This window comes from Pseudonocardia sp. P1 (genome assembly GCF_000178675.2).
Lineage (GTDB): Bacteria > Actinomycetota > Actinomycetes > Mycobacteriales > Pseudonocardiaceae > Pseudonocardia.
This window is the reverse complement of the sequence record NZ_ADUJ02000001.1, coordinates 1,646,334-1,664,968: the sequence shown is the minus strand read 5'-3', so window position 1 is coordinate 1,664,968 and position 18,635 is coordinate 1,646,334. Positions and strand designations below refer to the sequence as shown.

Genomic DNA, 18,635 nt, shown 5'->3' with positions numbered 1-18,635 from the left:
GCCGGATTTCATGCCCTCGACACCGGACCGCAGCGCCGTCGACCCCTACGCGGAGGTCCTGGTCGCGGAGAACGACCGGCTCGCCGACCTCCTGGAGACGGCCGATCCGACGGCCGAGGTACCGACCTGCCCCGGCTGGACGCTCCTGCAGCTGCTGCGGCACGTCGGCCGGGGACACCGCTGGGCGGCGCAGATGGTCGCCTCCGGGGCGACCGAGGGCCTGGACCCGCGCGAGGTCGTCGGCGGGAAGCCGCCCGAGGGCGGGCCGGAGGTCGCCGCGCAGTGGCTGCGGGACGGGGCCGACGAGCTCCTCGACGCCGTCGTCGCCGCCGGGCCGCAGGCCCCGGTCTGGACGTTCACCGGGCCCCGGCCGTCGGCCTGGTGGGTGCGCCGGCGGTTGCACGAGGCGACCGTGCACCGGGCGGACGCGGCGATCGCGCTCGGGACCCCGTTCGAGATCGCCCCCGCGCTCGCCGCCGACGGCCTGTCGGAGTGGCTGGACCTGCTCACCGCGCGGCCCGCGCCGGACGAGCCGGCACTCGCCCCGGGGGCCACGCTGCACCTGCACGCCACCGACGACGGCCTGGGCCCGGCGGGGGAGTGGCTGGTCCGGGCCGAGAGTGGCCGGGTCGTCTGGGAACCCGGCCACGGCAAGGGCGCCGCCGCCGTCCGGGGCACTGCCGCGGACCTCCTGCAGGGCGTCCTGCGTCGCATCCCCGCCGACGACGCCCGGCTCGACGTCCTCGGTGACCGGCAGGTCTGGCAGGACTGGCTGGCCCGCACCGCCTTCTGAGCCGGGCCCGCGGTGGTCAGCTCCCGGCCGGCACGGCCCGGAGGTGGTCGTGCGCCGTGGGTGTCTCGGGCGTGAGGACGCGTTCGGCGGCGGTGTCCAGCACCGACGCCGTCCGGGGCCGCTCGAAGCGGACGGCGGCGCGCCGGCCGTCCAGCTCGAGGGTGGCGATCAGGTTGCCGAACAGCGGGCCCGCCGTGCGTTCCCACGCGACGCCCGCCCGTCCCGTCCCGGTGCCCCGGGTCCACGACGTCGAGAACCGGGCGATCGCCCGCGACCAGGTGACCCGGAACAGCACCCGCATGAACCCGGGGACGATGTTGTGCACCGGCGAGCACGTCAGCTGGTGCACCCGGGTCCCGTCGCGGCCGCGGCCCGGGCGGTCCCCCGGGGTGTCGGTGTGCACGTCGGCCGCGGCGGCGTACGAGTGGTGCACGTCGCCGGACAGCACCGACACCGTCGCCGGGGCCGGGCGGTCGCCGCGCGGGCGGCACGCCTCCCGGATCAGCTCGGCCATCCGCAGGAACGAGTGGCCGAACGCGGGCCAGTGCTCCAGGTCGGCCTCCTGGCGCAGGAACTCCGCGGCCCGGCCGATCCGCCCGGGCCGGTTGCCGCCCTTCTCCACCGCGGCCTGCAGGTCCGAGATGACCTGCGGCAGCAGCCACGGCACCGAGGTGCCGAGCAGCAGGTGGCCGAGCGGCCCGGGCGCGAGCGCCCGGTCGGTGATCCAGTCGAACTCGGCGTCGGAGACCATCTTGCGGGGCGTCGACTCCACGATCCGGCCGTTCCGGGAGTCGATCACGATCAGCCGGGTGTGCCCCAGCTCCCAGCAGAACGAGAAACGCTCCTCCTTGTGCCGGGCGGCCCCCTCCCCGGTCTCGGCGTCCCACCGGTCGGCCCGCTCGGCCAGCAGTGGCCACACGTCGCCGTCGGCGGCCCGCACGGCCTGCCAGTCGGTGTCGGCCTCCAGTTCGGCGGGGGAGAGGTTGCCCAGGTGCTGGTGGACCCAGTACGACGCCAGGCCGGCCCGCACCCGCTCCCGCCACCACGGCTTCTGTGCGATCTGCGCCCGCCAGGTGCCGGAGGTGTTCCAGTCGTCGCGCACGTCGTGGTCGTCGAAGATCATCGCGGTGGGGATCGTCGACATCATCCACCGCACCTCCGGGTCCGACCAGGCGTCGCGGTAGAGGCCGGAGTACTCCTCGAAGCTGACGATCTCGTCGTCGGGCCACTCGGGGCGCCGCTCGCCGCGCCCGGCGATGCGCCGACGGCTCTGCGGGGTGAGCTCGTCCGCGTAGACCTGGTCGCCGAGCAGCAGCAGCGCGGTCGGCCACTCCTCGTGGGGACGGGTGGTCATCCGCGTCGCGTAGGCGTCGAGTGCGTCGAGGCCGTAGTGCCGGGCCTGCTTCGGGTCGGCGAGCTTCACGTACCGGCAGGACCCGAAGACGACCCGCTGGCTGCGGGCGGTGGCCGGACCGCGGGTCGCGATCGCGCTGGGCGGGAACGGCGAACCGGGCTGCGGCCAGGCCGTCTCGCCGTCGAGCCGGACCTCGTAGGGCGTGCGCGAGTCCGGCTCCAGCCCGGTGACGACGACGATCGCGTAGTGCAGCCCGGCCACCTCGACGGTGTCCGCCGTGCAGCCCAGCACCTCCACCCGGCAGCGCCGGTCGGTCTGGACCCAGACCAGGGCGGAGGTGTCGTCGACGTGCCGCAGCACCGGGCCGAGGAGGAGCGTCACCCGGTCGAGGGTAGACCTGGCCCGGGACCGTCGCCGGGGGCCGTGCTCAGAGCTCCTCGAGCGCGAGGAGGCCGGCGCCGATCTTGCCGGCGTCACCCTTGTAGGTGGCGGGCACGACCGGCGGGATCGGCCGGACCCCGGGCGGCCCGTAGTGGAACTCCCGCGCCGCCCGCCGGGCCGGACCCAGCAGCAGCTCCCCGGCGTCGACCAGCCCGCCCCCGATCAGGACGACCTCGAACTCGAAGATCGCGTTGATGCTCGCGATCCCGACGCCCAGGGCCCGCCCGAGCCGCTGGAACAGCGACTGCGCGGTCCGGTCGCCCGCCATCGCCGCCATCGTCACGTGCTGCCCGGTCACCTCGCCGCCCGCCTCGCGGGCCAGGCCCGCGATCATCCCGTCGGGATCGTGCGCGGCGGCGCTGCGCCCCATCCGGGTCAGCGCGGTCCCCGAGGCCATCGACTCCAGGCAGCCGTGGTTCCCGCACCCGCACAGCGGGCCCTCCGGGTTGACGTTCATGTGCCCGACCTCGGCGCCCAGGCCGTGCGGCCCGCGGTAGATCTTCCCGCCCAGCACGATCCCGGCACCGACACCGGTACCCACGGTCAGCAGCACCATGTCGTCGTTGCGGGTCTCGCCCAGCCGGGCCTCGGCGAGACCGGCGACGTTGCCGTCGTTGTCGACCACGGTCGGCAGCCCGGTCGCCGCCTCCAGGTCCGCCCGCAGGTCCCAGTTCTCGTAGTTGTTGTTGGGCGCCCAGCGGATCCGGCCCACCGGCCACTCCACCGTGCCCGCCGCGCCGACCCCGATCGCGCACACCCCGGCGCCGGCCCCGTCCGCGCGCAGCTCCTCGACCATCCCCCGGAGGAGGTCGTTCATCGTGCTCGCGTCGGACGTGTCCGGGGTGTTGCGCCGCAGTTCGGCGTGGACCGTGCCATCCTCGCCCACGATCGCTCCCGCGACCTTCGTTCCTCCGATGTCGAGCCCGATCGCCCGCCGTCCGTTCGTCACCCCGGCATGATTGCGACACGACCGTCGTGATGCCACACCCGCCCCCGGGTTTGCGGATACGGCGACCGGGGAAAGGTGACCCATGCCAGTCTTGCGACGAGTAGCCCGGCCCATGCTCGCGGCCGTCTTCATCTACGGCGGTGTCAACGCCCTCCGCCAGCCCGAGGGCCACGCGCAGGCCGCCAAGCCGGTTCTCGACCAGGCCTCCCCGGCCATCGACAAGGTCGTCGAGAACGCCCCGCTCGACCGGCGCCCCGAGGCCGAGACCCTGGTCAAGGTCGACGCCGGTGTGAAGATCGCCGCCGGCACGCTGCTGGCCGTCGGCAAGTTCCCCCGCCTCGCCTCCACCGCGCTCGCCGCGACCGTCATCCCGACGACGCTCGCCGGGCACCGCTTCTGGGAGGAGACCGACCAGCAGCGGCGCACGGAGCAGCAGATCCACTTCCTGAAGAACGTCGGGCTGCTGGGCGGCCTGCTCATCGCCGCGTCCGACACGCACGGCAAGCCGTCGAACGCCTACCGGGCGCGGAAGGCGGCCGAGCAGGTGCACGACCGGTTCTCCTCGGCCGACTCCGAGACCGGCTCGCAGCTCGCGGCCGGCCTGGCCGGCGCCGGGTCGTCGATCGCCGCGGCCGCGGCGGGCGGCCGCGAGCGGCTGCACGACGCCGTCGAGGAGTACGGCCCGGTGGTCCGGGACCGCGCGACGGAGTGGAGCGGCAAGGCGTCCGAGCAGGCCGCGCACCTGGGTGAGGTCGCCTCCGAGCGGGCCTCGACCTGGTCCGAGCAGCTCTCGGCCGCCGCCGAGCAGGCGGCGAAGAAGGCCGAGAAGCGGGCGAAGGCGGCCGAGAAGAAGGGCGCCAAGCTCGCGAAGGCCGCCGACAAGCACGGCGCGAAGCTGGAGAAGGCCGTCGACCGCCGCGGTGCGCAGTACCGCAAGGTCGCCGAGCGCACCGGGGACCGGTGGATCCAGGAGGCCGAGCGGCGCCGGGCCCGCTGGGAGAAGCAGGCCCAGAAGGCCGTCGCCCGCGCCGAGAAGCGCGCGCCGGAGTACGCCGACCGGCTCTCCTCGCTCGCGAGCCAGGCCCAGTCGCAGGCCGCGAAGTTCGGCTCCGACCTGGCCGACCGTGCCGCCACCGCCGGTGCCGAGACGGCCAAGCAGGCGAAGAAGAGCGCGAAGGACGCCCGCAAGCGCGCCAAGGCCGCCGCGCGCTGAGCGCGCCCCGTCCTCGCTGATCCGGTCCGGGGGGCCGTGGTCCGGTGCCACCGGACCACGGCCCCCCGTTCGTCCGGGGTGCCGGTCAGACCGGGCGCAGGACCTGCAGCTCGCCGCTCTCCAGTGACTGCACCTCGACCACGACCCGCCCGGACCACGGGGCCGGGCGCAGCGCGTTCGCCAGCCGGGTGAACAGCGCCTGGGTGCGCGCGTTCGTCGCGGCCTGGTCGGCGATGAGGTGCGGCAGCATCCCGCCGGAGCGTTTGCGGACCGTCAGCGGCAGCACCGACAGGCCGGTCGCCAGCCGGTGCAGCCGCCCGACGTCGGCGATCCGCCCGGACAGGTCCGACTCGACCAGCGGGCGCAGCGCCGCGAGCGGCCGGTTCGGGGACCGCAGCAGGTGGTCGGCCGCGGTGAGCAGGATGCGGCGCGCGTCGAGGACGAGCGCCAGGTAGGCGCCGAGCACCGCGCCCGGGAACCGGTCCCAGCCGAGCCTGCCCACCTCGCCGAGCTGCTCGCGCAGGCCGATGCCGCCGGTTCCCGACGGGTCGGCCGCGGCCGCGACGCGCTCCCAGCCGGAGATCCACGCGTGCGTCTGGTGGCGCAGCACGGCCAGGTTCGCGACGGCGGTGTCGAGCCCGGCACCGGAGGTGATCGCCCCGTGCTCGAGCAGCTCCGTCTGCGCGTCGCGCAGCGACTCCTCGGCCGCCCCCAGCCGCGAGTCGAGCCGCAGCGTGCACCCGGGCGCGAGGTCGTCGACGGCGGAGGTCAGCTCGTCGACCACCCGGTGCTGGGTACCGATCGCGGCGATCTCGGCGGCGACCGTGAGCGCGAGCAGGCCGAGCCCGGCGCCCGGTGCCGGGCCGGACGCGGCGTCGCCCACCGGCAGCACGGCCGAGAGCCCGGGGTGGCCGGGGGCGGTCGCGCCGCCCGCGAGCGTGAGCAGCGGCTCGGCCCCGAACGCCTCGGGCAGGGTGAGGCGGAAGGTCAGGCCGCGCTCCGGGCCGCGGGAGCTCCCCGGCCGGGCGAGCCGGCGGGCCAGCTCGCTGGAGGCGGAGAGCGTCGCGCCCCAGGGCCGGTCGGCGTCGGTGGAGCGGGGATCGGCCGGCCGCCAGCTCAGCAGCAGGGCGGGGCCGGGCGGTGTGCCGTTCCGGGCGGGTGCCGGGTTCCCGCCCTGCCCCGTCCCGGCCGCACCGGGCCGCCCGTCGAGCGGGAGCACGACGCCGCGGGGATCGTCCGGGTGACCGAGCATGTCTCTCCAACGACGTCACGGGCCGTGAGGTCACGGGACCTGCCGGCGGGGGCGTACCCATCCTGCCCTGCGTCGTTCCGGTCTCGGCTCTCGCCCCGGAGCGGGAACTACCGGTAGAAATCGGGTGTGGGGACCGCATACGTCATCGGGACGTCCGACACGAAGGCCGCCGAGCTCGGCTTCGTCGCGGGCCTGGTGGCGTCCGCAGGCGTCGCGGTGTGCCGGGTGGACGTGTCCACCTCGGGCTCCGGCCAGGGTGCGGGGGAGCCGGCACCGGACGTCGGTGCGGCCGAGGTCGCCGCGCACCACCCGGGCGGCACCTCCGCGGTGTTCACCGGTGACCGGGGCAGCGCGGTGCAGGCGATGGCGGAGGCGTTGCGCGCCTTCCTCGCCGGCCGGGACGACGTCGGCGGGGTGCTCGGGCTCGGCGGGTCGGGCGGGACCGCGCTGGTCACGCCCGCGATGCGCGACCTCCCGGTCGGTGTGCCGAAGCTGATGGTCTCCACCGTCGCGTCCGGTGACACGGCCCCCTACGTCGGCGCGAGCGACATCGCGATGCTGTACGCGGTCACCGACGTCGCCGGGCTCAACCGGATCTCCCGGCGGGTACTCGGCAACGCGGCCCACATGATCGCCGGTGCCGTGGCGGCCCCGGTCCCGGACGGCGACGCCGGCCTGGCCGCCGTCGGCGTGACCATGTTCGGTGTCACGACGCCGTGCGTGACCGCGGTCCGCGAGCGGCTCGGCGACGAGGTGGACGCCCTGGTCTTCCACGCGACCGGCTCCGGTGGCGCCTCGATGGAGAAGCTCGTCGACGACGGCCTGGTCGACTCGGTGCTCGACCTGACCACCACCGAGGTCGCGGACCTCCTCGTCGGCGGCGTGATGGCCGCGGGGGAGGACCGGCTCGGCGCCGTCGCCCGGACCGGTGTCCCCTGGGTGGGCTCCTGCGGTGCGCTCGACATGGTCAACTTCGGTGCCGTCGCGACCGTGCCGGACCGGTTCGACGGCCGGCTGCTGTACGAGCACAACGCGAACGTGACGCTCATGCGGACCACCGTGGAGGAGAACCGCGGGATCGGGGAGTGGCTGGCGCACAGGCTGAACGGCTTCACCGGGCCATGGCTGTTCCTGCTCCCGCTCGGCGGGGTGTCCGCACTGGACGCACCCGGCCAGGCGTTCCACGACCCCGCGGCGGACGCGGCGCTGTTCGCCGCGATCGAGTCCGGTGTGGACGAACCGGAGCGGGTCCGGCGGATCCCGCACCACGTCAACGACCCCGAGTTCGCCGACGCGGTGCTGGCCGCGTGGCGGGAGGTGCAGGCATGAGGCGGTCCACCCGCGCCGAGCTGATGGAGCGGTTCACCGGCATGGCGGCCCGCGGCGAGCCGATCGTCGGCGGTGGGGCCGGGACGGGGCTCTCGGCGAAGTGCGAGGAGGCCGGCGGGATCGACCTCATCGTGATCTACAACTCCGGCCGCTACCGGATGGCGGGGCGCGGCTCGCTCGCCGGGCTGCTCGCCTACGGCAACGCGAACGACATCGTCGTCGAGATGGCGGCCGAGGTGCTCCCGGTCGTGGAGCGGACGCCGGTGCTGGCCGGGGTCAACGGCACCGACCCGTTCCTGCTCACCGACCGGTTCCTGGACGAGCTCGCCTCGCTCGGCTTCGCCGGCATCCAGAACTTCCCGACGGTCGGCCTGATCGACGGCGTCTTCCGGGCCAACCTGGAGGAGACGGGCATGGGCTACGGGCTGGAGGTCGACCTCGTCGCCGCCGCCCGGGCCAAGGAGCTGCTGACCACGCCGTACGTGTTCTCGGCCGACGACGCCCGCGCGATGGCGCGCGCCGGTGCCGACATCGTCGTCTGCCACATGGGGCTGACCACCGGCGGCTCGATCGGCGCGGAGACCGCGAAGAGCCTCGACGACTGCGTCGAGCTGGTCGACGAGTGGGCCGCGGCGGCGCTGGAGGTGCGCGACGACGTGCTCGTCCTCTGCCACGGCGGCCCGATCGCGATGCCCGAGGACGCCGCGTACGTGCTGGCGCGGGCGCAGGTCTGCCACGGCTTCTACGGCGCCTCGTCGATGGAGCGGCTCCCGACCGAGCGGGCGCTGACCGAGCAGACGCGGGCCTTCAAGAACGCCGTGGGTCGGTGATGGCACCGCGGCGGCCGGTCCCGCCACCGGGCGGGGACTGGCGGCGCCGGATGGCGGTCCGCGGCGGGCGGGTCTCACACACGCTGGCGTCCCACGGCTGGCTGGTGTTCCTGCTGGTCGGGGTGGCGGTCGGGCTGGTCGTCGGGGTCGCGATGGGGGTGTCGGAGCTCGGTGCCTACCCGATGTCGGAACTGATCGGGCGCACGATCGGCGGCGCGATCGCCGGAGTGGTCTTCTGCGCGGCGCCGTCGGTGCTGTTCGTCGGGCTCCCCGCGCAGTACCTGGCACGCTCCTACCTGCGCTCCGCGAGCCCCGACGAGCGCCGGGCGATGCAGCAGGCCGCCGAGAACGCCCCCGACGCCCTCCCCGCCGGCCTGGTCGCCGGGTCCCGCTGGGCCCGCGCCTACGAGGGCTGCGTCGGGTCGGTGACCGCCTTCCACGGCATCGTCCGCACCGTGCCGGACGGCCCGGCGAAGGACTGGCTGCACGACATCGGCCGCCGCCTCGACACCGAGCTCGCCGAGGCGCTGCGGACGGCGCGGCTCGGCGAGAGCGTCGAGTCCGGGGCACCGGGCGGGGACGTCGCCCGCTCCGTCGGCGCCCGGCTCGAGGTCGCCCGCACCGCATTCCACGACACGACCGAGCACGCCGCGTCGATCGCGCTGGACCTGCGCGCCGACTCCGGTTTCGAGGACGTCCGCGCCCAGCTCGACCAGCTCACGGCACAGGCCCCACACCTGCGCCGGCAGACCTGACCGCTCCCGAGGAGGAGACCATGCCCCGCCCCTACTCCAGCGCCGTGATCCCGGCGCCGCTGGCCGAGGTCTGGCCGCACGTCCGCGACTTCGGCGCCATCCACCGCTGGCGCCCGGCGATCGACTCCGCCGAGCTCACCCGCGGCGCCTCCGGCTCCGACATCGGGGCGCAGCGGCGGCTCGTCCTCGGTGACGGCGGCGTCGTCGTCGAGAACCTGCTGGCGCTCGACGACCGCGGGCACGCGTTGACCTATGAGATCGTCGAGTCGCCGTTCCCGGTGCGCCGGTATGTCTCCACCCTGCGGCTCGCGCCGGTGACGGCGGCCGGTCACACCTTCGCCGAGTGGTGGGTGGAGTTCGACGCCGACGCCGCAGCCGAGGGCGAGCTCGTCGAGCTGTTCGCCAACGGTGTGTTCGGGACCGGGCTGGCGGCCCTGGCGCAGCGCTGGGCCTGACCGCGGGCACCGACGGGCCCGGGACGGGCACGGGGACCGGCCCCGTGCCCGCGGGCCGTCAGGCGTGTTCGACGTGCGCGTCCGCGCCCGGGAAGTAGAGCGACTCGCTCCCGTCGCTCCACCGCACCCGGTAGCGCACCTGCTCGTCGTCGCCGCCGAGGACCTCCACGACCTCGCCGCGGCGCCGCCCGTGGTCCACGACGGCCGCCTCGACGACGATCCGGTCCCCGACCGATGCCGTGTCGTGCATCGTCGTCACCTCCTTCGGATCGCTCCGTGTGAAGCCGTCCAGCATGCCACCCGGCGACGCCCGTGACATCGGCCGCGCGGGTCACCAGCCGCGCAGGTCGACCGGCCAGGTGTCGAGCACGTCGTCGCCGTCGACGACGTGCATCCGCTCGTGCAGGGCGACGGTCGGGTCGACGTGCGCCGGGTCGATCCGGACCCGGTCGCCGGCCCGCGGCGGCGCGTCGAGCGCGAACACGAGGTGCTCGTCGGAGCAGAACCAGACGTTCCCGCCGGGCACCGACGGGTTGCCGTGGTCCATCCCGAACGCCTTGAGCCCGGCGTCGGCGACCGCCCAGCCGGGCATGTCGCCCGCCGGCGCGGTCGTCGAGACCACCGTGGACAGCACGGTCAGCGCCTGGCGGAACGGCAGGCCCGCCGCGGTGTACGCGGTGTCCATCAGCGCGTACGACCCGGCCTGGATCTCGGTGCAGGCGGTGTTCATCGCGTGCGTGCCGGTACCGCCGCCGGAGACGATCTCGCCGCCGACGTCGGCGTGCGCGGCGAGCAGCAGGCCGGTGCACCCGGCGGTCAGCCGGGCCCGCTCGGCCGCGTCGCCGACCATCTGCAGGTGGCCCTCGTAGCCCATCACACCGCGCACGGTCAGCCCGGCGGCCCGGGCGGCGTCGGCGAGCGCGCCCGCCCGGCCGGGGGCGATCCCGCAGCGCGGCATGCCCACGTTGACGTCGACGAGCACCTCCCGCACCCCGCCGTCGACGGCGGCGCGCAGCGTCGCGTCGGAGTCGATCGCGACCGTCACCCGGGCCCCGGCCTCGACCACGGCGCCGAGCCGGCGGGCGTCAAGCACCTCGTTCGCCAGCAACAGGTCCGTCCCGAGCCCGGCGGCGGCCATCCCCTCGACCTCGCGCACGGTGGCGCAGGTGAAGCCGGCGTGACCGTGGGCGAGCTGCCGCCGGGACAGCTCGGTCGTCTTGTGCGCCTTCACGTGCGGCCGCAGCCGCGGGCCGGGCAGGACGGCCGCCATGTCGGCGAGGTTCGCCTCCAGGGCGCTCGCGTCGACGACGAGGGCGGGCGTGGTCAGGTCGGTGAGGCGCACGGAACTCCCAGGACCCGGTCCAGGTAGGGGTTGCGGAACCGGCCCTCCGGGTCGAGCCGGTCCCGCAGGGCGACGAACTCCGCGAACCGCGGGTAGCGCGGTCGCAGCTGGGCCGCGGTCCGGGTGTGGAGCTTGCCCCAGTGCGGTCTGCCGTCGGCCGCGGACAGCACCGACTCGACGGCGGCGAAGTACGCCTCGTACGGGCGTCCGGCGCGGACGTGGGCGGCCAGGTAGGCGCTGTCCCGGTCGTACGCCGTGGAGAGCGGGACGTCGTCGGCGCCGAGCACCCGGACCTCCACCGGGAACGTGACGTCGCGGGCGTGCCGGGCCGCGGCGGCGCGCAGGCCGGCGAACGTCTCGGGCAGCGCCGCGCGGGGCACGGCGTACTCCATCTCCAGGAAGCGGACCCGGCGTGGGCTGCAGAACACCTCGTGCGAGGGCCCGACGTACTCGGCGGTGGCCATCCGGCCCGCCAGGAACCCGTTCAGCCGGGGGACGAGCGGCGGGGCCAGCTCGCCGGCGCGGCAGGCGAGGGCGAACCCGGCGTTGCCGAGCAGCTCGTCACCGATCCAGGCCGCGGCGCGGCCGCGCCGCGGGCCGGACCGGCCGGTGCGGTCGTTGCACTTCAGCACGGCGACGTCGGTGTGCGCGAACCAGTAGAACTCGACGTGGTCGTGGGCGGTGGCCAGCTCGCCGAGGCCGTCGACGACCTCGGCCAGCGGCCGGACGGACTCGACGGCGTGCAGGTCGAACGCGGGCACCGTCACGAGCGTGACCTCGGTGATCACGCCGAGGGCGCCCAGACCGACCGCGGCGAGCGCGAGTTCGGCGCCGTCCGGCCGGTACACGGCACCGTCGGCGGTGACGATCTCGAGCCCGCGGACGCCGGCGGAGATGCCCCGGTACCCGGCCCCGGTGCCGTGGGTGCCGGTGGAGATCGCACCGGCGACCGTCTGCTCCTCGATGTCGCCCAGGTTGGGCAGGGCCCGGCCGCGGCGCCGCAGCCACCGGTTCAGCACCCGGAGCGTGACCCCGGCGGGGACGTGCACCAGGTCGCCGTCGAGCCGGATCCGGTCCGGATCGGACGGTGGCCGGACCGCGACGCCGTCGGGCGCCCCGATGCCGGTGAACGAGTGCCCGCTGCCCAGTGCCGTGACCCGCAGGTCGAGCAGGGCCGCGGCGCGGACGGCGTCGGCGACCTCGCCGGCGTCGCGGGAGTGGACGGTGCGGGCCGGGCGGCTGCGCTGGTTGCCCGCCCAGTTCCGCCAGCCACCCGTCACGGATGCAGCTTCGGCCGGGCGGGCCCGGAGGTCAACAGCGGCGGCTCAGCGGATCGGTCGGTTCGGCGTCTGCCCGGCGACGCCGTGTCGCAGTGGCTGGTTGTACTGCTGCTGGTCGGTGGCCTCGACGGGCGAGCCGCGGTCCGGCGTGCCGGGAACCTCCGGCTGGGCGCCGGCGGGATCGCCACCGGTCGGCGCCGCGTCGCCGGAGCGCAGGTCGTCGAGCCGGCGCTCGAGCACCATCACGACCTGGATCCGGTTCGCGTGCCCGCGCTCGTACTCGAGGAGCTGGGCGACGCCGTCCGCGTCGAGCGTGCGGATCCGGTTGGCCAGCGCGTTCTCGGGCAGGTTGTCGTAGTCCGGGATCGGGAGCTGATCGGTCATCCCCCGGGGTACCTCACCTGTGCCCGTCGAATCATCTCGCCGGTGGGCGTGTCGTCCGGACGGGGGACGGCTCCGCCGCGGCTACGGTCGGTGCGGCCCGCCCGGCCGTCCGGCCGCCGGCCCACCCGCCGGACGCGCGCCGCGATGCTCGAACCGACGACCCGGGAGTGCGACGCCGCCGTGAGAACCAGGTGATGGGCCGTACCCACGCCCTGTCCGGGGCCGTCCTCGGCCTCGCCGTGTGCGCGGTCGTGCCGCCGCCGCCCGTGCTGGTCCCGGTCGTCGTGGTGGTGTGCGCGCTCGCGGCGTTCGCACCGGACCTCGACCACCCGTCGAGCACGGCGTCGCGGGCACTGCCGCCGGTGACGTGGCTGCTGTGCCGGGCGATCCGGTGGACGTCGAAGGTCCTCACCGGTGTCTCGCACCGCGGCCTGTCGCACTCGCCGGTGTTCGCCGCGGCGGTCGGGCTGCTCGTCTGGTGGGGGACCGGGTTCGTCCTGCCCGGTGACACCGCGGTCTGGACGGGTGCCGCAGCCGGCGCGGGCTGCTGGATCGGGGCGATCGGCGACGAGCTGACGTCGGCCGGGAACCGGTTCGCGTTCTGGCCGCTGGCCCGGATCCGCTGGCCCGACGTGCTGCGGTTCCGCACCGGCGGCCGGGGCGAGCACGTCGTCGTCGGGCTGCTCGCGGTGACGGGGGTCGCGCTGGTCACCGGCTCCTGGGCGTGGTGAACGGGCGCGGCGTGCGGGTTTCGGCGTCGCTGCTGCGGCAATCCCCGGTCATGGGGAGGACACGGACACGGCCGGAACGCGAGCGCATCGTCACCGTCCCGCATCTCGCGGGACTCGACGTCCCGAGGGCCCACGACACCGCCCTCGACGGCGGCGTGCTCGCCGTCGAGGAGGGCGTCGCCGGGCACCTGCCGGAGCGGCGGGTGACCGGGCAACAGCCACCCGGTGGGGAGACCGTCCCGTGGGGCAGCACCGTCCAGGTGTGGACGTCGCCGCCACCGGACCCCGGCGACCCGGGCGGTGGCGGCGGCGATGGCGGTCCGGCCCCGGTAGGTCCCGGTCCCGTGCGGGCCGCACGAGCGGGGTGACGCATCGTCGCGGCGCGAGCGGATAACCGGCCCGCCTCGTTTCGCACGGGTTCGCGTCCCTCGCACGGGATCGGATCCCGTGCGAACGAACCGATCCCGTGCGAACAGAGCGTCCCGGCGCGGTCCCGGGTCCCGGAGGGTGGGTCAGGACAGGTGGGGGACCTCGGGGTGGGACTTGTGCGACCAGTCCCCGCCGACCGCGCCCTGGGCGCCCTCGGGCACGCAGTCCTCCGATCCCGCGGTCGTGAGCCGGACGACGACCGACTTCGACGCGGGCTGGTTGCTCTTCAGTGCGGTCGAGTCGAGCGGGACCAGCGGGTTCGTCTCCGGGTAGTAGGCCGCCGCGGTGCCGCGGGGGATCTCGTAGGCGACCAGGCGGAAGTCCCGGGCGCAGCGGACGTGCTCGTCGCCGTCCCACCGCGTCACGAGATCGATGTGGTCGCCGTCGTCGAACCCGAGGGCAGCGATGTCCTCGCGGTGGGCGAAGACCACGCGCCGGCCGCCCTCGATGCCGCGGTAGCGGTCCGACATCCCGTAGATGGTGGTGTTGAACTGGTCGTGGCTGCGCAGGGTCTGCAGCAGGAGGTGGCCCTCGGGGACGTCCAGCACCTCGATCGGCGAGACCGCGAACTCGCCGCGTCCCGACGGGGTCTCGAAGGTGCGGGAGTCCCGGGGCGGGTGCGGCAGGACGAAGCCACCGGGCCTGCGCGCGTTGACCTCGTAGCTCTCGCAGCCGACGACGACACGGGAGATGTGGTCGCGGATCCGGCGGTAGTCCGCACGCATCCCCGCCCAGTCGATCCCGTACCGGTCGCCGAGGGTCGCCTCGGCCATCGAGGTGATGATCGAGACCTCGGACCGCAGGTGCGGGCTCGCCGGCCGCAGCGGCCCGCGGGAGGCGTGGACCGAGCAGGTGGAGTCCTCGACGGTGATGAACTGCTGCCCGGACTCCTGGACGTCGCGTTCGGTGCGTCCGAGGGTCGGCAGGATGAGCGCGGTCCTGCCACCGATCAGGTGCGACCGGTTGAGCTTGGTCGAGATCTGCACGGTGAGCAGGGTGTTCGAGAGCGCGGCGGCGGTGACGTCGGTGTCGGGTGCGGCCTGCAGGAAGTTGCCGCCGAGCCCGACGAACACCTTGACCTTCCCGTCGCGCATCGCACGGATGCTGTCGACGGTGTCGTACCCGTGCTCGCGGGGCGGGCCGAAGCCGAACTCCCGCTGCAGGGAGTCGAGGAAGGTCTTCGGCACGCGCTCCCAGATCCCCATGGTCCGGTCACCCTGGACGTTCGAGTGGCCCCGGACCGGGAACAGCCCCGCGCCCGGCTTCCCGATGTTGCCCTGGGCCAGCGCGAGGTTGACGACCTCCTTGATCGTGGCGACGCCGTTGCGGTGCTGGGTCAACCCCATCGCCCAGCAGAAGACGGTCTTGCGCGAGTCCCGCAGCAGGACGGCCGCCTCGGTGATCTGTTCCCGGGACAGGCCCGTGGAGCGGGTGACGTCGTCCCAGTCGATCCGGGAGACGTGCTCGCGCCACTCCTCGAAGCCCGTGGTGTGGCGCTCGAGGAACGGGTGGTCGAGGGCGTCCCACTCGACGAGCAGGGCGCCGATCGCCTGGAACAGCGCGAGATCGCCGTTGACCCGTACCGGCAGGTGCAGGTCGGACAGGTCGGTGCCGCGCCCGACGACGCCCTTCGGGGTCTGCGGGTTCTTGAACCGCAGCAGCCCGGCCTCCCGCAACGGGTTGATCGTCAGGATCCTGGCGCCGTTCTGCTTGGCGTGCTCGAGCTGGGTCAGCATGCGCGGGTGGTTGGTGCCGGGGTTCTGACCGGCGATCACGATGAGGTCCGCGCCGACGAGGTCCGGGAGCGTGACGCTGGCCTTGCCGATCCCGATGGACTCCTGCAACGCGATCGACGTCGACTCGTGGCACATGTTCGAGCAGTCCGGCAGGTTGTTGGTGCCGAACGCCCTGGCGAAGAGCTGGTAGGCGAACGCGGCCTCGTTGGAGGCCCGGCCGGACGTGTACAGGGTCGCCTCGTCCGGCGAGTCCAGGCCGTCGAGCTCGCCCGCGATCAGCCGGAACGCCTCGTCCCAGCCGATCGGTTCGTAGTGCGTGCCGTTCGGTCGCCGCACCATCGGGTGCGTGATCCGGCCCTGCTGGCCGAGCCAGTACTCGGAGCGGGCGTCGAGCTCGGCGATGCTGTGCCGGGCGAAGAACTCGGGCGTCGCCCGGTCCTTCGTGGCCTCCTCCGCGATGGCCTTCGCGCCGTTCTCACAGAACTCGGCGACGGCGCGGTGGCCGGGGTCCGGGTCCGGCCACGCGCAGCTCGTGCAGTCGAACCCTTCGGCCTTGTTCAGGTCCAGGAACGTCCGCGCCGTACGGGCGGGACCCATCCGCTCCAGCGCCCGCTTCATCGACACCGCGACGGCGGTCGGCCCCGCCGCGTGGTCCTCGGGCGGGTGCACCTCGAGATCCGCCTCGCTGACGTCGTGGTCCCGCCGGCTCATCCGGATACCTCCGGCGTCGACCGCTTGCGGGACGGGCACATCGGCCGTGCATCCATTGCCGTGGCCTACCCACGTGGCGGCGTTCCAATCACGCGCCCCGCGGCGTCCGGGCACGTTTCCGGCACCCGTGTCCGGGAACCCGCTCCGGCGAAGGGATGCAACACCACGCATGACATCTCCTGCGTCCACGCAGGTGAGGGGAGGCTGGTCCGTGAAGGGACTCGTCTACAACGGACCGTACGACGTCTCGGTCGAGGACGTCGCCGACGCGCGGGTGGAAGCCCCCACCGACGCGCTGGTCCGGATCACCACGACGAACATCTGTGGCTCCGACCTGCACATGTACGAGGGCCGCACCGACGTCGAGCGGGGCAAGGTGCTCGGCCACGAGAACATGGGCGTCGTCGAGGAGGTCGGCGACGCCGTCGGTGCCGTCCGCGTGGGGGACCGGGTGTCGTTGCCGTTCAACGTCGCCTGCGGGACGTGCGACAACTGCGAGAAGGGCCTGACGGCGTTCTGTCTGCGGGCCAACCCCGGACAGGCCGGTGCGGCGTACGGCTATGCCAGCATGGGCCCGTACTCCGGTGGGCAGGCCGAGTACCTGCGTGTGCCGTGGGCGGACTTCAACTGCCTGACGCTCCCCGGGGGCACCGAGCACGAGCTGGACTACACGATGCTCTCGGACATCTTCCCGACCGGGTGGCACGGCGTGGAACTGGCGAAGATGCGCCCCGGCGAGTCGATCGCCGTCTGGGGCGGCGGTCCGGTGGGTCTGCTCGCCGCGCACTCCGCGCGGATCATGGGAGCCGCCGAGGTTTACGTCGTCGACCACCAGCCGGACCGGTTGAAGCTCGCCGAGCAGGCGGGCGCGACCCCGGTCGACAGGGCCGCGGGGGACGCTGTCCAGCAGATCCGTGACCTGCACGGCGGCGAGGTGGACCGAGGCGTGGACGCCGTGGGCTACCAGGCGCACGATCCGGACGGCACCGAGCGGCCCGAGATCGTGCTCAACGAGCTGGTGCACGCGGTCAAGGCGACCGGCGGCATCGGTGTCGTCGGGGTCTACCTCCCGCAGGACCCGGGTGCGGAGAACGAGCTGGCCAAGGAGGGCAAGCTGGCCTTCGACTACGGCACGTTCTTCTTCAAGGGCCAGTCGATGGGCACCGGGCAGTGCAACACGAAGGCGTACAACGCGCGGCTGCGTGACCTGATCACCGCCGGCCGGGCCGAGCCGGGCTTCCTCGTCTCGCACGAGCTTCCTCTCGACGGCGCGGTCGAGGGCTACGACCGTTTCGACAAGCGCGAGGACGGCTGGACGAAGGTCGTCCTGCACCCCGGGAAGTCCTGACCGGGGCCGCGGCGGCGGGCGGGCTGCACTGTGCTCTCCCGCCGCCGCGGTACGGCGGGGTCAGGCGTGCAGCTCGCGCAGGACCGTGTGGAACGCGGCCTTCTGCTCGAACCCGATGCCGGGGGTCTCGGTGAGCCCGACCCGGCCGTTCTCGACGACGGCACCGTCGGCGAAGCCACCGGTCGGCTGGAACTCGCCGGGGTAGGACTCGTTGCCGCCGAGCTTGAGTGCGGCGGCGATGTGCAGCGAGAACTGGTGTCCGCCGTGCGGGATGCAGCGGCGCGAGGACCAGCCGTGCTGCGCGAGCATCTCCTGGATGCGCAGGTACTCGGTGAGCCCGTAGCTCAGGGCGGGATCGACCTGGATCCAGTCGCGGTCGGGGCGCATGCCGCCGTAGCGGACGAGGTTGCGGGCGTCCTGCAGGGAGAACAGGTTCTCGCCGGTGGCGATCGGGCCGCGGTAGTGCTCGGACAGGGTGGCGTTGAGCCGGTAGTCGAGCGGGTCGCCGACCTCCTCGTACCAGAACAGGCCGTACGGCTCGATGGCCGCGCCGTACTCGAGGGCGGTGGCGAGGTCGAACCTGCCGTTGACGTCGACGGCGAGCCGGGAGCCGTCGCCGTCCAGGACGTCGAGCACCGCCTCGATGCGGCGGAGGTCCTCGGCGAGGTCGGCGCCGCCGATCTTCATCTTCACGACGCGGTATCCCTGGTCGAGGAACCCGCGCATCTCGTCCTGCAGGTCGGAGAGGGTCTTACCGGGGGCGTAGTAGCCGCCGGCCGCGTAGACGAAGACGTCGTCGTCGGGGTCGCCGTCGCCGTGGCGGTCGGACAGCCACCGGTGGAGGGGAAGTCCGTCGATCTTGGAGGCGAGGTCGTACAGCGCCATGTCCAGGACGCCGACCGCGACCGAGCGCTCGCCGTGACCGCCGGGCTTCTCGTTGGTCATGACGACGTCCCAGGCGCGGGACGGGTCGAGCCGGCCGTCGTCGGCGAGCAGGGAGTCCGGGTCGGCAGCGAGCAGGCGGGGGACGATGCGCCGGCGCAGGATGTCCCCGGCGCTGTAGCGGCCGTTGGAGTTGAACCCGTACCCGACGACCGGCTGGCCGTCGCGCACGACGTCACTGACGACGGCGACGATCGAGCAGTCCATGGCGCTGAAGTCGATCCAGGCGTTGCGGATCGACGAGCTGATCGGGACGACGCCCTCGTGCACCGAGATGATCTTCATCGACTTCCCGTCCTCCGGTTTCGCGTGGATCGTCCGCACGGATCGGGGGTGACCGACCGCGCGCTGTCACAGCGAC

Annotated in this window: 18 protein-coding genes; 9 read left to right on the top strand and 9 right to left on the bottom strand. The window is 74.1% G+C overall.

The features are described 5' to 3' along the window. Window positions 1-10: 10 nt before the first annotated feature. Window positions 11-793 carry a maleylpyruvate isomerase family mycothiol-dependent enzyme gene (locus PP1_RS07265; protein WP_010227037.1) on the top strand — a complete coding sequence of 261 codons (783 nt, stop codon included), beginning with the start codon at window positions 11-13 and terminating at the stop codon, window positions 791-793. A 16-nt stretch (window positions 794-809) separates the two neighbouring features. On the opposite strand, the gene PP1_RS07260 is transcribed toward PP1_RS07265, so the two are convergent. Next, window positions 810-2,528, bottom strand: coding sequence for an alkaline phosphatase D family protein (locus PP1_RS07260; protein WP_010227039.1), 1,719 nt, complete (start codon window positions 2,526-2,528; stop codon window positions 810-812). Between the two features lie 46 nt (window positions 2,529-2,574). Then, complete coding sequence (locus tag PP1_RS07255; protein WP_010227040.1) at window positions 2,575-3,537, bottom strand: ROK family protein; 963 nt, start codon at window positions 3,535-3,537, stop codon at window positions 2,575-2,577. A 112-nt stretch (window positions 3,538-3,649) separates the two neighbouring features. Here PP1_RS07255 and PP1_RS07250 point away from each other — a divergent pair, with 112 nt between their 5' ends. Further along, the gene (locus tag PP1_RS07250; RefSeq protein WP_010227042.1) at window positions 3,650-4,750 is read left to right on the top strand and encodes a DoxX family protein; all 1,101 of its coding nucleotides are present in this window, start codon (window positions 3,650-3,652) and stop codon (window positions 4,748-4,750) included. Between the two features lie 85 nt (window positions 4,751-4,835). Here the strand turns inward: PP1_RS07250 and PP1_RS07245 are convergent, their stop codons facing one another. Then, the gene (locus PP1_RS07245) at window positions 4,836-6,002 is read right to left on the bottom strand and encodes a hypothetical protein (protein WP_075314089.1); all 1,167 of its coding nucleotides are present in this window, start codon (window positions 6,000-6,002) and stop codon (window positions 4,836-4,838) included. A 126-nt stretch (window positions 6,003-6,128) separates the two neighbouring features. Here PP1_RS07245 and PP1_RS07240 point away from each other — a divergent pair, with 126 nt between their 5' ends. The 4 genes from PP1_RS07240 to PP1_RS07225 are packed head-to-tail and all read left to right on the top strand — an operon-like array spanning window position 6,129 to window position 9,371. Then, on the top strand, window positions 6,129-7,331 hold the full coding sequence (locus tag PP1_RS07240; protein WP_010239421.1) for a Tm-1-like ATP-binding domain-containing protein: 1,203 nt from the start codon (window positions 6,129-6,131) through the stop codon (window positions 7,329-7,331). After that, window positions 7,328-8,161: a phosphoenolpyruvate hydrolase family protein gene (locus PP1_RS07235; protein ID WP_010239424.1), complete on the top strand. Its 834-nt coding sequence runs from the start codon at window positions 7,328-7,330 to the stop codon at window positions 8,159-8,161. The genes PP1_RS07240 and PP1_RS07235 overlap by 4 nt, the downstream gene beginning before the upstream one ends. After that, window positions 8,161-8,916: a hypothetical protein gene (locus PP1_RS07230; protein ID WP_010239427.1), complete on the top strand. Its 756-nt coding sequence runs from the start codon at window positions 8,161-8,163 to the stop codon at window positions 8,914-8,916. The genes PP1_RS07235 and PP1_RS07230 overlap by 1 nt, the downstream gene beginning before the upstream one ends. 20 nt (window positions 8,917-8,936) lie before the next feature. After that, complete coding sequence (locus PP1_RS07225; protein WP_010239430.1) at window positions 8,937-9,371, top strand: SRPBCC family protein; 435 nt, start codon at window positions 8,937-8,939, stop codon at window positions 9,369-9,371. A gap of 58 nt (window positions 9,372-9,429) precedes the next feature. Here PP1_RS07225 and PP1_RS07220 read toward each other — a convergent pair whose 3' ends face one another. From PP1_RS07220 to PP1_RS07205, 4 genes are all read right to left on the bottom strand, one after another. Continuing rightward, the gene (locus tag PP1_RS07220) at window positions 9,430-9,621 is read right to left on the bottom strand and encodes a DUF1918 domain-containing protein (protein WP_029239844.1); all 192 of its coding nucleotides are present in this window, start codon (window positions 9,619-9,621) and stop codon (window positions 9,430-9,432) included. An 81-nt stretch (window positions 9,622-9,702) separates the two neighbouring features. Further along, window positions 9,703-10,713, bottom strand: coding sequence for an alanine racemase (locus tag PP1_RS07215; RefSeq protein WP_010239438.1), 1,011 nt, complete (start codon window positions 10,711-10,713; stop codon window positions 9,703-9,705). Further along, window positions 10,695-11,993 (bottom strand): D-arabinono-1,4-lactone oxidase, encoded by a 1,299-nt coding sequence (locus PP1_RS07210; protein ID WP_010239441.1) that lies wholly within the window; start codon window positions 11,991-11,993, stop codon window positions 10,695-10,697. Before PP1_RS07210 ends, PP1_RS07215 begins: the two co-directional genes overlap by 19 nt. 45 nt (window positions 11,994-12,038) lie before the next feature. Next, window positions 12,039-12,377, bottom strand: a complete 339-nt coding sequence (locus PP1_RS07205; protein ID WP_010239444.1) for a hypothetical protein — start codon at window positions 12,375-12,377, stop codon at window positions 12,039-12,041. A 167-nt stretch (window positions 12,378-12,544) separates the two neighbouring features. On the opposite strand from PP1_RS07205, the gene PP1_RS07200 reads away from it, so the two are divergent. Then, window positions 12,545-13,108, top strand: coding sequence for a metal-dependent hydrolase (locus PP1_RS07200; protein ID WP_010239447.1), 564 nt, complete (start codon window positions 12,545-12,547; stop codon window positions 13,106-13,108). A 50-nt stretch (window positions 13,109-13,158) separates the two neighbouring features. Further along, on the top strand, window positions 13,159-13,476 hold the full coding sequence (locus PP1_RS07195) for a PASTA domain-containing protein (RefSeq protein ID WP_139323827.1): 318 nt from the start codon (window positions 13,159-13,161) through the stop codon (window positions 13,474-13,476). A 144-nt stretch (window positions 13,477-13,620) separates the two neighbouring features. On the opposite strand, the gene PP1_RS07190 is transcribed toward PP1_RS07195, so the two are convergent. Beyond that, window positions 13,621-15,984 carry an FdhF/YdeP family oxidoreductase gene (locus PP1_RS07190; RefSeq protein ID WP_010239453.1) on the bottom strand — a complete coding sequence of 788 codons (2,364 nt, stop codon included), beginning with the start codon at window positions 15,982-15,984 and terminating at the stop codon, window positions 13,621-13,623. A gap of 211 nt (window positions 15,985-16,195) precedes the next feature. On the opposite strand from PP1_RS07190, the gene PP1_RS07185 reads away from it, so the two are divergent. Continuing rightward, window positions 16,196-17,332, top strand: coding sequence for a glutathione-independent formaldehyde dehydrogenase (locus tag PP1_RS07185; RefSeq protein WP_010239456.1), 1,137 nt, complete (start codon window positions 16,196-16,198; stop codon window positions 17,330-17,332). 60 nt (window positions 17,333-17,392) lie between these two features. On the opposite strand, the gene PP1_RS07180 is transcribed toward PP1_RS07185, so the two are convergent. Next, entirely contained in the window at window positions 17,393-18,598 is a 1,206-nt protein-coding gene (locus tag PP1_RS07180) for a mandelate racemase/muconate lactonizing enzyme family protein (protein WP_010239459.1), read from the bottom strand. Window positions 18,599-18,635: the final 37 nt, after the last annotated feature.

Coding starts and splice junctions, on each gene's coding strand:
- PP1_RS07220 (WP_029239844.1), bottom strand. CDS start 9,621: ATGCACGACACGGCATCGGTCGGGGACCGGATCGTCGTCGAGGCGGCC.
- PP1_RS07245 (WP_075314089.1), bottom strand. CDS start 6,002: ATGCTCGGTCACCCGGACGATCCCCGCGGCGTCGTGCTCCCGCTCGAC.
- PP1_RS07205 (WP_010239444.1), bottom strand. CDS start 12,377: ATGACCGATCAGCTCCCGATCCCGGACTACGACAACCTGCCCGAGAAC.
- PP1_RS07230 (WP_010239427.1), top strand. CDS start 8,161: ATGGCACCGCGGCGGCCGGTCCCGCCACCGGGCGGGGACTGGCGGCGC.
- PP1_RS07265 (WP_010227037.1), top strand. CDS start 11: ATGCCCTCGACACCGGACCGCAGCGCCGTCGACCCCTACGCGGAGGTC.
- PP1_RS07225 (WP_010239430.1), top strand. CDS start 8,937: ATGCCCCGCCCCTACTCCAGCGCCGTGATCCCGGCGCCGCTGGCCGAG.
- PP1_RS07195 (WP_139323827.1), top strand. CDS start 13,159: ATGGGGAGGACACGGACACGGCCGGAACGCGAGCGCATCGTCACCGTC.
- PP1_RS07250 (WP_010227042.1), top strand. CDS start 3,650: ATGCTCGCGGCCGTCTTCATCTACGGCGGTGTCAACGCCCTCCGCCAG.
- PP1_RS07235 (WP_010239424.1), top strand. CDS start 7,328: ATGAGGCGGTCCACCCGCGCCGAGCTGATGGAGCGGTTCACCGGCATG.
- PP1_RS07190 (WP_010239453.1), bottom strand. CDS start 15,984: ATGAGCCGGCGGGACCACGACGTCAGCGAGGCGGATCTCGAGGTGCAC.